Genomic DNA, 10,661 nt, shown 5'->3' with positions numbered 1-10,661 from the left:
GGCCCTGTCTCACATTCGGTGGTGACGGAGGGTGTTGCTATCCGAGGAGGATGCGGTGGCGGAGCAGGGTGAAGCCTGCTCGTCCGTGCATTTGGCGGGCGATTCGTTTGGTTTTGGTGTTGACGCCTTCGGTGGGGCCGTTGCTGTAGGGGAGCGTGAGGGCGGCGTTCACGGCGTCGCGGTCGCGTTCCAGGCCTCGGGTGAAGGCGTGCAGGTGAGGTAGATCGGCCGCGCGAACCTGCAGGATCCAGTGCGAGAGCCGGTCGGTGTTTGCGGGCTGAGGCGTCAGGAGTTCGGCGAAGCCGGCGACAGCGGCGGCGAGTTGGGTCATTTCTGGGCAGGCGGCGGTGAGCCGTGCCAGGAGATCACGGTGCTCGGGTTTGAGGTTGCCGGGCCTGGTGAGGATCATCCGGGCGAGCCGGCGCGGGGAGATGTGGCTGCGGTCTGCGTCGGCGCGGCCCTGGTTTATGTACTTGTGCAGCAGGTTCAGACAGCCGGTGAACCCGAGTGCCTTGATCTCTTCGAAGAGGTGCTTGACGCCGACGCCGGGGTCCTCGGCTCGACGTTTGCGCAGGTGTTCACGGTAGGGGTCGACGAGGCCGGCACGGTATTTGGGGACGCGGAGCATCCGCTCGGGTCGGTCGGCTCGCGCGTAGCGTTTGACGGTGTTCAGAGCCAACTGCAGGCGACGGGCGCATTCGAGTAGGCCGACGCCCTGATCGAGCAGGTCATGGACCTGATGCCAGCGTTCCAGGGTCGTCTGCGCGCGGGGCCCGTCGTAGATGGGCGCGTCCAGTACGGTCGCCCAGCAGGAGCTGTGCGCCTTCACCTCGCTCAAGGTCGCTTCGCAGAGGTTGTGCCACAGATGCCACCTGTCCGCAACCTGCACCGCATCGGGCACCGCACGGCGGATGGCCTCGGCGTAGGTAGCCGAGCCGTCGCGGCACACCACCTCGACGCCGGGATGCTCACGCAGCCACGCTTCGAGGGTGTCGGCGGTGCGGTCGGGCAGCACCTCAATCCGCTCATGGGTCTCGGCGTCGATCACCACGGTGGCATAGCGGTGCCGCCTGCGCAGAGCAAAATCGTCAACGCCGATCACCCGCGGCGTCCGCCCGGTGGGCAACGGGATGCGCAGCAGGGCGCGCAGGGCGGTGTGACGGGACAGGCCCATGGCCAGTATCGCCAGCAAACGCGACCCTGCCCGACCCGCTAACTCCTTGACGACGGCTTTGACCTGCCTGTTCAAACGGACAGTGCGGCGTTGGTATCGCTCCAGCACCCCGGGAACCTGCTCGCGGAAGGTGTGGTGGCAGCCGCGCGTGGGGCACACCAGACGCCGCACCCGCACACGGACCACCACCCGCCGCCCGTCGACCGGAACATCGGCCACCGCCCGCCAGTGATAGCCGTGAACCCGTCCCGACGAGGCCCCGCACACCGGGCAGACCGCGGTGTCCTGCGGCGTCCGGGCCCGCACCACGATCCGCTCACCCTCGTCGACCACGTCCTCGATGACCAGCGGGGACAGCCCCGAGAACACCGCCTGCACAAGCCTATTGACGTCCTCCACAGAGGAGACAACGACCCCTGCGACCCTCCGTCACCACCGAATGTGAGACAGGGCCGTTAGATCCACACTCCCCACTACCTCGCCGCCAGTCAGTCGAGCTGATGAAGGAAGTAGTGGACTCATGGACCTGATCGGCGCTCAGTGGCGCAAGTCGACCCGCAGCGGCTCCGGTGGCGGCAACTGTGTGGAGGTCGCCGGCAACCTCCCTGGCATCGTGGGCGTCCGGGACAGCAAAGACCCGACCGGCCCGGCCCTCGTGTTCGGCCCAGAGGCGTGGCGCTCGTTCGTCGCGTTCACCAGCAGCGGGCGCGTAGACCGCTGAGGCACCACACACACAACGAAACCCCCGGCCCTTCCTCACCCGGTAGCCGGGGGTTTCGCGTCTACAGGTCCCGTACTGCCGGCCCATAGTGGCGGTGTATTGCGGGGGTCTTCTATGTTGCTTCTTGCTCCCCGCCTCACCCCTGGATGGTGAGCCCGGTGTGAGCCCGGATGTCTCTGGACCGGCCGTCAGCCGGTGGGACCGGCCGGCATGAAGAAGGGTGCCCACCTGGCTTGATAGGCACCCTTCACTATCCAGCGGGACCGGCTAACACGAAACCGCTCTAACTCTTAATCCGCGGGTTCGGGGTTCGAGTCCCTGGCGGCGCACCAACGAGCAAGGCCCTGACCTGGTACTTCGGTGCCGGTCGGGGCCTTTTTCGCGTACGGCGGTGGTGGCTGGTCGCTCGGTGGGTGCTCGGGAGCCGTTGGACGTCACGATCATCCTGGCCGTTGCCAACCTCCTGGTTCTGAGATGGTCGGCGGCGTGGTGCTGGCGTCAGCGGTGTTGTGCTGCGCTGCTGCCCCTACGCTGGCGGCATGAGGGAACCCAGCGCGGACCGGACTGGTAGGTGCTGATGGACCGGCGTGCGGCAGTTGCTGCCGAGGTGATTCCCGACGCTGTTCGGGCGGATGTGGTGACGCTGTGGCGCTACCACGACCTGCGTCACGGGTTGCGTTCGTGTGATGTGGGTATCGGGTTGGGCAGTCATGATCTTGGGGTGGCGGTCGTCGCGACGCGTCTGTTCCACGAGGGCCTGTTTCCAAGGATCCTGTTTACCGGCGCGAATGCTCCGACGACGGTTGGGCGGTTTCCGCGCGGGGAGGCGGTGCACTACCGCGAGTATGCCGTTGAGCAGGGCGTACCGGCGGGAGCGGTTTTGGTGGAGCCGCGTGCCATGAACACCGCCGAGAATCTGGAGTTCTCCCGTGCGTTGCTGGCCGAACGGCGGATCCCGGTGGAGTCGGTGCTGATCATGTCGCGGCCCTACCAGCAGCGTCGGGCTTATGCGACGTGCCGGCTGGTGTGGCCGGAGGTCGAGGTGGTGTGCGCGTCGAACCCACTCGAACTGGATGACTACGTGCGTAGCATCGGCGACGCGCGGCGGGTGGTGGACATGCTGGTGGGTGACACGCAGCGGATCGAGGTGTACGCGCAGCGCGGGTTCGCGATCCGGCAGGAGGTGCCGGACGAGGTGCGGGTGGCGTTCGAGCGCCTGGTGGCGGCCGGTTACACGAGCCGGCTGGTCTGAGCCGGGCTACCAGCGTGGCCCTGCTGGCCGGACGCCCATCCGGTCGCTGAGTTCGACGGCGAGTCGAGGTGGCCGGGGGCGGGTGAGGATGTCCCGGACCACGTCGCGGGAGAGCCGGTGGTAGCGCACCTGGTCGGGGCCGATGACCTCAGCGTCCAGAAGCGTGGCGAGCGCGTCGTCGATGCGGTTCCACTGGGCGAGGGCTCGGGCGGTTTCGATGGCGTGGCGAACCTGCCGCTCGACGGGCACGGTGCTGGTGTCGAGTGGGGCGCCGATGGCGATGGCGCGTTGTGCGTCACCGAGTTCTATCGCGATGGTTGTTTTGTGGATCGACACGTTGGTCGGCCCGAACGCGGTCCACAGGTGGTTGCCATCGGCGCCGAGCCGCTGCGCGGCTGCGTCGGCCTCGGCGATGTGGGTGGCGGCGGATGCGCGGTCGTCGTTTCGGGCGGCGGTCAGCGCGCAGACGAGGTGCAGGCTGCCGTAGACCGACAGGAGCTGCGGAGTCGGCTTGCCGAGCCGTGGTTCCAGGAACTGTGCCGCCGTGGCGGCGAGGCCGCGGGCTTGGGCGTACTCACCGATAGCTGCCAGCGAGTGCGCGGCGGAGCGGCTGAGTGAGCCGATGACGACGTGGTCCTGGCTGGCGTTGGCGGCGGCCAGCCCTCGGCTGGCGGCGGTCCACGCTAGGTCACCTTCGCCCAGCTTGGTAAGAGACAAAGCGGCGAGTTGGTGCGCGTAGGCGGTCATCGCATGCGCGCGCCGACCATCGTCTCCGTCGTACGTCTCGGTAGCGGTGAGGCAGTCGTGGATGAGGTGGGGCAATCGGCGGGCGAGGATGCCGTACCGAGAGTGCTGGTAGGCGGTCCAGGTCTCGGCGACGTCGTTTTCGATCTCGCGTAGCGCCGGAGCCTCGACGTCCCCCGCGCTGGCCAGTGCTGGCGCGAGGTGACGATAGTCGTGGAGCGCGGCCCTCAAGGCCGGGATGGTCTCGCGTCCTGAGTCGTCCGACCACTCGAACAGGCTCGGTGCACCGATGAGGTCGCCGAGGGACACGTCGAGGGCCTTGGCGATCGCGCGGATGACCGACAGCCGGTCCAGGTCGGCCCGGTTTGTCTCGACCTTGCGTAGCCACTCCTGCGTCTTGCCGACCAGACCGGCCAGCACCTCCTGGGAGAGGCCTCGCCGACGCCGGTAGAAGGCGACGCGCTGGCCGATCGTCATGTCGTCCGTCATCCCTCGCACACCATCACCCTGCCCGCTGAAGTCCGCCGGACCCGGTACGGATTTTCCCGGTCCTCCGCACGGACCGCCCCTACGTTCAGTTCACCCCCGGATCACCGGCGCGTGTCGATGCCGGTGGCGGGATGACCGGCAGGGAGCTGCAGATGGAGGGATCGATGAGCGGCGCACCACACCACGGCTTGGGCCGCTGGCCCGACCCGTCCGGGAGTGAACTGTTTCGAGGCTTTCCCCGCCTGCGTACCGCCATGAGGGCTGCGCGGGTGGGTGATCGGCGGTCTGCTCCCAGCCGCCGTGGTGCGGCGGCGGGCTCGCCCTTCCCCCGGCGAGCCCGCCGCTCGTCGTCCCTGGTGGAGATGGCGGCTGACGGTGTACGTCTCGCGTCACGCCATGGCCAGCCAGTCCCGGCACCCCGAGTCGAGGTGGACGGCCTCGCCGGGGCAGGTGTGGCCCGCTGATCCGCCGCTACTCACCTTCGTGTGGCGTCGACTGTTCGAGCAGCAGGCCCGCGAGGGCGGTCGCCGGTGACCGGGCCGCAGCGCCGCCTCGCGACGAACCGGCTCGCGCCAGCCGAGGTGAAACATCTGCCGATGCGCCCGCTATGGCGGTGCCGCCGATGCGGGCAGCCGTGGCCCTGCGGCGCAGCGAAGCTCGCCCTCCTGGCCGAGTACCGAGAGCTGCCGGTGAGCCTGTTCCTCTACCTGGCCGGCTGCCTGCACGACGCGATGGACGACCTGCATTCTCTCAACCCGAGCGTCACGGGCAGCGCCGCCGAGATGTTCGACCGGTTCCTCGGCTGGCCCGTCCGCCACACTCCCGCCTACCGCGTCAGTACCACCACGGCCGTCAGCATCGCGGAGGCCACCTCGTGAACGGCATCGGCCTGATCAACGCCACCGGTCAGCCCGCGATCGCCGGCAGCTTCCATACATTGGTCGTGCAGCCAACGAGCTTCTGCAACCTCGACTGCACCTACTGCTACCTGCCCGACCGCAGGTCCCTGCGTCTGATGAGCGGCGCGGTCGCGCAGGCCTGTGCCGAGTCGATAGCCCAGCAGAACAGCGGTCATCCCGTGAGTGTCGTATGGCACGGGGGCGAACCCACCGCCACACCTATCGGGCTGTTCCGGGGCCTGCTGGCCCCGTTCGAGCAGTTGCGGCGCGTGGGGCTGGTGCGGCACGAGATCCAGACCAACGGCACGCTGATCAACCGCCAGTGGTGCGAGCTGTTCACCACCTACGGGTTCGAGGTCGGGGTCAGCATCGACGGACCGAGCGCGTTGAACCGTAACCGCCTCGACCGGGCCGGTAACGCGACGGATGCCCGTACCCTGCGCGGCCTGCAGACCCTGGCGGAAGCGGGGCTGGGGTACTCGGTGATCTGTGTGGTCGCCCCGGAGACCATCGACCAGGTGGAAGCCCTTGTCGACTTCTTCACCGGCCTGCCCGGCTGCGAGTCGGTCGGCTTCAATATCGAAGAGCAGGAGGGCGCCGACCGGGTACCGGTGTCGGTGGATGCCGCGTACCGGTTTTGGCAGCTTCTCATTGCACGTCGTGTCGGTGGTAGCCCGCTGCGGATCCGCGATGTGGACCGGCTGGCTGACTATGTCGCCGCTACCCGCGCCGGGCGCGTTGACCATGCGCCGTACGAGCCGATTCCGACCGTTTCTTGGGATGGGCAGGTGGTGCTGCTGTCACCGGAGTTGCTCGGCATCACCGAGCCGCGATACGGCGACTTCATCGCCGGCAACGTCCTCCAGCAACCCGTCACCGCCATGCTCGCCCGTGCTGGCGACCTGGGCTACGTCGCCGAGTTCGTCACGGCCCTCAACGACTGTGCCGACCACTGCCACTTCTACGACTCTTGCCGTGGTGCCCAGGTCGGCAACCGCTACTTCGAGCACGCGACGTTCACCGCCCGCGAGACCACCTACTGCCGAACCACGCGACAGGCTCTGGTCCGCGCCGCCGCGGACCAGCTCACCCCTCAAGGAGAAGCACCATGATCAGTGCTCTCGCGGTCCTCGTCAACGCCGCACCCGAGCAACTAGCCCGCCTCGGCGTCGACCCGCAGCGGTCGATAGCGTCTATCGATGCGGCGAAGTTCGACAACCGCCCCACCTGGGACAACCGAGGAAGATTCGACAGCCGGCCCGGCTGGGACAACTGGAACAAGAGAAAGTAGCCCTACTACGGGAGGCGCGGGGGCGTGCCCATCCCGCGCCTGCATAGGTTGAGGACACATGCGTACCACCACGATCGGCGACGTGAAGGTCCTGCTGCCGGACCTCGATCTGGAAGACCTTGATGCCACGACAGACCTGGACGGCGATCTGACCGAGGCATTGGTCGAGGGTACGGCGTGGCGCGGTTCGCAGCTTGCGGATGTCAGCATCCGCAGCAGTCTGCTCACCGGTGTGGACCTGGGTGAGAGCACCTGGGAGTCGGGGAGCCTGTTCGGCTGCGAGGTCACCCGGACAGACTTCTCCGGCGCGGCCCTGACCGGCATCACCATCGAACGGTGTGCGATCACCGGTTCCCACTTCACCGGCGCCAGGTTCACCGACGTACGTCTAAAGGATGTCTGTTCGAGGGCTGCCGCCTCGACTACGCCACCTTCCACCGCGTCGCCGCCGCCAGCTCGGTCGCGTTCACCGACTGCACTCTCAGCAACGGCGAGTGGTCTTCCTGTCGGCTGCCGCAAATCGCGCTGCGCTCCTGTGACCTTGCCGGTCTGGAGTTGGAAGCCTGCCACCTCGACGGTGCCGATTTTCGGGGAAGCCGCCTCCATGGGCTGAGGGCGCCGTTGGACAATCTGCGCGGCATCACCCTCGGCGAGGATCAACTTCCTGACTTCACTCAGCTGACCGTCGCTGCTCTCCACCTGACCGTCCGAATCGACTGAAGCCGGGGAGGCGTCGTGCTCGGTGAAGCCACGGGTAGGCCGGGCACGATCCTTGTCTGTGTCCGGGGTAACTCCGGCTCGGGTAAGAGCAGCATCGCCGGTGAGCTGCGACGCCGGCACGGCCGGGGCTGCGCCCTGGTCGAGCAGGACTACCTGCGCCGCATCCTGCTACGCGAGCGGGACAAGCCCGGGGGAGCGGCACCCACCCTGATCGCGCAGACCGTCCGGTTCGCTCTTGATCACGGCTATCATGTGGTGCTGGAGGGCATCCTGCACCGCAGCCGTTACCGCAGCATGCTGACGGCCCTGCGGGACGACCACCGTGGGCGGTCGCTGTTCTGCTACCTCGACGTGTCCTTGGCCGAGACCCTGCGTCGGCACCTCACGCGCCCGCAGGTCAGCGAGTTCACCGCCGAGCAGATGAGCGGCTGGTACGTCGCCCATGACGTCCTAGGCTGGCCCGGCGAACTCGTCCTGCCCGAAACCACGGGACTGAACGATGCCGTCGAGGCCATCGCGGCTGCCGCCGGTCTTCCCCAGACCGGACGCGACGACGACCTGCTTCCACACGCTCCATTCCCATAGCCCCGCCGGCCAAGGGTTTCGCCGTTCAGCGAGGCTCGCCGCCGGACCCATCCGCATATGCACCTGTCGTCCTCACTTTCGCAGGAGCCCGACGATGACCGCCATCCCGACCTCTGGTTTCTCCGCTTTCGCGCTGGAACCCTTTCCCGAGCTCCAGCCGGATGCGGACCTGGCGGGCGCCATCACCGGCGTCCTGGCCTCTACTGGCACCGAGTTGCAGGACGGGGATGTGGTGGTGGCTTCCAAGGCCGTGAGTATCGCGGAGAAGCGGTACGTCGACCTGGCCAGTGTCGTCGTTGGCCCGGAGGCGCTGGAGTTGTCCGCTCGCACGGGCAAGCCCGCCGAGGTCGTGCAGCTGATCGTGGATTCCAGCGACAGTTACTTCCTGGCCACGGACAGGGGCCCGATCATCGCGCGGCACAGGCTCGGCTTCCAGCTCACCTCCGCCGGGATTGACCGGGCCGGCCCGCAGGGTGCGTGGCTGTTGCCGGTGGATCCGGACGCCTCCGCCCGCGCCCTGCGCGACGCGTTGATCGCTCACACGGGTGCGGCTGTCGCGGTGGTGGTCGCGGACTCCGACGGTCGCGCCGACCGGCGTGGGGCGACCGTCATCTCGATCGGCGCGGCGGGTGTGGGGCCTTTGCGTGTCACGGAGCACGGCGGTAAGCGGCAGGAGGAGACTTTCACCGACCTGATCGCCGCGGCGGCCGGGATCATCCTCGGGCAGCGGGGTCGTGGGGCCCCGGTCGCCGTCCTGCGCGGCGTCGCCTACGAGAGCAGTGATGCGGGCGTGGTGTCGATGCTTCAACGCCGGCCGTGAGGCTGCTGCTCACGGGCGCCGCCGGGAGCATCGGCACCCGGGGCTGGCGGCCGATCTGGCCGAAGCAGGAGGCTGTGGTGAGGTGGCGTCGGTCGGTCCGGGCCGTGAGCCTCGGGATACCGCTGCGGCTGCTTGACCGGCGGGCTTGTGCCGTCGAGCTGCCTGCGGGTGCCGAGTTCGTTCAGGCCGACCTGCGTGACCTGGATGCGGTCGAGAAGGCCAGCACCGGGGTATCGGCCGTCGCACATCTTGCGGGGATCACCCAGGAGGGGCCGTTCCCGGAGTTGGTGGAGCACAACGTCACCGGTACCCACCACGTCCTGGAGGCGGCCCGCCGCCAGCGGGTGCGGCGGGTGGTGCTGGCCAGCAGCCACCACGTGACCGGCCTGAACCCCGTCGGCGCCCCGACCGCGCCGCTGGCCCCCGACAGCTTCTATGCGGTATCCAAGGTTCTTCGGCCGTTGTGGCGAGGAAGTCGAGGCCTTCGCCCGTTTAGTGGCCGACGACGGAGCGCGCCGCCATCTGAGCAGATGAACGCGGATCCCGATGGCTGCCAGCAGCGCGGTCGAGGCCCGCTGACCCACTCGGCGAGTTCGTCGATGCTCTTCGCTTGGCGCGCGGGCCGCTTGCGCGGCCCGCGCGCCGTACGTTCTCAGCCTTTCGCATGCACCGCTTCCGCCAGCGGCACGTCAGTAGACTTGGCTTCGAGCTTGGGGCTGTCCGCGAGCTTCAGCCAGACGACACCAGCGATGATGACCGCCAGGAAGAAGGCGTTGGTCGGGGTCAACGGCTGATCGAACAAGTAGGCGCCGAAGATCGCCGAGCCCACCGAGCCGATGCCTGCCCAGACCGCGTAGCCGATGCCGACGTCGATTGTCCTGAGCGAGACGCTGAGGAAGAACAGCGTGAGGAGAAAGAAGACGACCGCCACGAGCGACCAGCTGTACACGGTGAATGCCTTGCTGCCACCCACACTGAGCGCGTAGCCGATCTCGAACACAGCGGCGAGCAGGAGTATGAGCCAGGCGAATCCGCGCCTCGTATTCTTCTCAGTTGCCGAGGTCATAGCGCTTTCCTTTCCATAGGACCGGTATCTACTGACGGAGTTTTACGCCCCACCGCTCAGCCGCAGACCCACGACACCGCCGATGACGACGGCGATGCCGAGAAGCTTCTTCCAGCCCAATTGCTGACCGAACATCAGCGTACCGAGTACGACAATCCCCACGCTGGCGGTCGACGTCCAGATGGCGTACCCGACACCGACGTCGAACGTCAGTAGCGCCAGGCTGAGGAAATAGGTGGCGATGCCGCCGCTGACGAGGGTGGCGATTGTCCACAACGGCCGCGTGAATCCCTTCGCGTTGCCCGCCGAAATCGCCACCACGATCTCGAGGACCACCGCAATTCCGAGGTATAGCCAGTGCATGACGTCTCTCCTTCCACCTTATGAAGCGACGTGACCTGCGGAGTTGCTGATCACCAGGTAGCGTTCAAACGGTTTCAAGCCACCGTTGACCGGCAGCGGTGCCACGATTTCGGCCCGACGTGCGCCGTCGACACCCAACGCCTCGTAGCTACGGCGGTAGTCGAAGCCCCATTCCGCCACCGTGGCGCTGTCCACGGCGGCGTAGACCCTGATTCTTCGCGGGTCTGACGCCTGTCGATGATTGAGGGGCCGGCATTGTAGCTGGTGGATGTCTTGGGCTCGTCGGGTATGGCTGTGGGCCGGCTGTCGCGCCGGTGGGGCGTGGTCTCCTCGGGTTCCTCCTGGTCGTCGGGGCGGTGGTGGGGTGGTCAGGTGGCGGGCATGGGCATGCGGCGGATGGTCTCGATGGCGGTAGCTAGGTCGGTGGCCCAGGGCCAGGTGCGGGGCAGGCGCAGCCAGCGGTAGCGGCGGGCGCGGACCAGGCGTGCGGGAGTCTGGAGGATTCGGTAACGCAGCGTTTTGGGTTCGGCCTTGGCC

General features: G+C 67.7%; 13 protein-coding genes, 1 tRNA gene and 2 pseudogenes. 11 read left to right on the top strand and 5 right to left on the bottom strand.

Translation table 11 applies throughout. The features are described 5' to 3' along the window. Nucleotides 1–37: 37 nt before the first annotated feature. The gene (locus tag K228_RS0122900; protein ID WP_155251619.1) at nt 38–1,573 is read right to left on the bottom strand and encodes an ISL3 family transposase; all 1,536 of its coding nucleotides are present in this window, start codon (nt 1,571–1,573) and stop codon (nt 38–40) included. 121 nt (nt 1,574–1,694) lie between these two features. Between K228_RS0122900 and K228_RS0122895 the strand changes: the two genes are divergently transcribed. The 3 genes from K228_RS0122895 to K228_RS0122890 all read left to right on the top strand — a co-directional run bounded on the left by K228_RS0122895 (nt 1,695) and on the right by K228_RS0122890 (nt 3,147). After that, nucleotides 1,695–1,895 carry a DUF397 domain-containing protein gene (locus tag K228_RS0122895; protein ID WP_018815602.1) on the top strand — a complete coding sequence of 67 codons (201 nt, stop codon included), beginning with the start codon at nt 1,695–1,697 and terminating at the stop codon, nt 1,893–1,895. 257 nt (nt 1,896–2,152) lie between these two features. Further along, nucleotides 2,153–2,227 (top strand) — tRNA-Ser (locus tag K228_RS28540). A gap of 239 nt (nt 2,228–2,466) precedes the next feature. Further along, on the top strand, nt 2,467–3,147 hold the full coding sequence (locus tag K228_RS0122890) for a YdcF family protein (protein WP_025620500.1): 681 nt from the start codon (nt 2,467–2,469) through the stop codon (nt 3,145–3,147). 6 nt (nt 3,148–3,153) lie between these two features. Here the strand turns inward: K228_RS0122890 and K228_RS0122885 are convergent, their stop codons facing one another. Beyond that, complete coding sequence (locus K228_RS0122885) at nt 3,154–4,380, bottom strand: helix-turn-helix domain-containing protein (protein WP_025620499.1); 1,227 nt, start codon at nt 4,378–4,380, stop codon at nt 3,154–3,156. 369 nt (nt 4,381–4,749) lie between these two features. On the opposite strand from K228_RS0122885, the gene amcA (K228_RS29005) reads away from it, so the two are divergent. The 8 genes and pseudogenes from amcA (K228_RS29005) to K228_RS27780 all read left to right on the top strand — a co-directional run. Then, nucleotides 4,750–4,914 (top strand): multiple cyclophane-containing RiPP AmcA, encoded by a 165-nt coding sequence (gene amcA, locus K228_RS29005; RefSeq protein WP_342667136.1) that lies wholly within the window; start codon nt 4,750–4,752, stop codon nt 4,912–4,914. Beyond that, nucleotides 4,911–5,258 carry a hypothetical protein gene (locus tag K228_RS0122875; protein WP_025620498.1) on the top strand — a complete coding sequence of 116 codons (348 nt, stop codon included), beginning with the start codon at nt 4,911–4,913 and terminating at the stop codon, nt 5,256–5,258. Before amcA (K228_RS29005) ends, K228_RS0122875 begins: the two co-directional genes overlap by 4 nt. After that, nucleotides 5,255–6,391, top strand: a complete 1,137-nt coding sequence (gene amcB / locus K228_RS0122870; RefSeq protein WP_025620497.1) for a cyclophane-forming radical SAM peptide maturase AmcB — start codon at nt 5,255–5,257, stop codon at nt 6,389–6,391. The genes K228_RS0122875 and amcB overlap by 4 nt, the downstream gene beginning before the upstream one ends. Then, nucleotides 6,388–6,570, top strand: a complete 183-nt coding sequence (amcA, locus tag K228_RS27785) for a multiple cyclophane-containing RiPP AmcA (RefSeq protein WP_080671682.1) — start codon at nt 6,388–6,390, stop codon at nt 6,568–6,570. The genes amcB and amcA (K228_RS27785) overlap by 4 nt, the downstream gene beginning before the upstream one ends. Nucleotides 6,571–6,628: 58 nt before the next feature. Continuing rightward, nucleotides 6,629–7,290, top strand: a pseudogene (locus K228_RS26060) (pentapeptide repeat-containing protein). 15 nt (nt 7,291–7,305) lie between these two features. Next, nucleotides 7,306–7,875, top strand: coding sequence for a kinase (locus K228_RS0122860; protein ID WP_025620496.1), 570 nt, complete (start codon nt 7,306–7,308; stop codon nt 7,873–7,875). A gap of 94 nt (nt 7,876–7,969) precedes the next feature. Then, complete coding sequence (locus K228_RS0122855; RefSeq protein ID WP_025620495.1) at nt 7,970–8,695, top strand: coenzyme F420-0:L-glutamate ligase; 726 nt, start codon at nt 7,970–7,972, stop codon at nt 8,693–8,695. After that, nucleotides 8,692–9,147, top strand: a pseudogene (locus K228_RS27780) (NAD-dependent epimerase/dehydratase family protein); the annotation flags it as partial. The gene K228_RS0122855 and the pseudogene K228_RS27780, both read left to right, overlap by 4 nt. 200 nt (nt 9,148–9,347) lie before the next feature. On the opposite strand, the gene K228_RS0122845 reads toward K228_RS27780, so the two are convergent. Genes K228_RS0122845 through K228_RS26055 form a run of 3 tightly spaced genes read right to left on the bottom strand, consistent with a single transcriptional unit; the run spans nt 9,348 to nt 10,319 of the window. Then, complete coding sequence (locus K228_RS0122845; RefSeq protein ID WP_025620493.1) at nt 9,348–9,761, bottom strand: DMT family transporter; 414 nt, start codon at nt 9,759–9,761, stop codon at nt 9,348–9,350. A 42-nt stretch (nt 9,762–9,803) separates the two neighbouring features. Further along, complete coding sequence (locus K228_RS0122840) at nt 9,804–10,124, bottom strand: DMT family transporter (protein ID WP_025620492.1); 321 nt, start codon at nt 10,122–10,124, stop codon at nt 9,804–9,806. An 18-nt stretch (nt 10,125–10,142) separates the two neighbouring features. Next, nucleotides 10,143–10,319 carry a hypothetical protein gene (locus K228_RS26055; RefSeq protein ID WP_245603564.1) on the bottom strand — a complete coding sequence of 59 codons (177 nt, stop codon included), beginning with the start codon at nt 10,317–10,319 and terminating at the stop codon, nt 10,143–10,145. Nucleotides 10,320–10,661: the final 342 nt, after the last annotated feature.

Origin of the sequence: Salinispora cortesiana, assembly GCF_000484695.1 — a bacterium.
Taxonomy (GTDB): Bacteria; Actinomycetota; Actinomycetes; order Mycobacteriales; family Micromonosporaceae; genus Micromonospora; species Micromonospora cortesiana.
The sequence above is the reverse complement of the archived record's forward strand: the minus strand, read 5'-3'. Positions and strand labels throughout refer to the sequence as shown.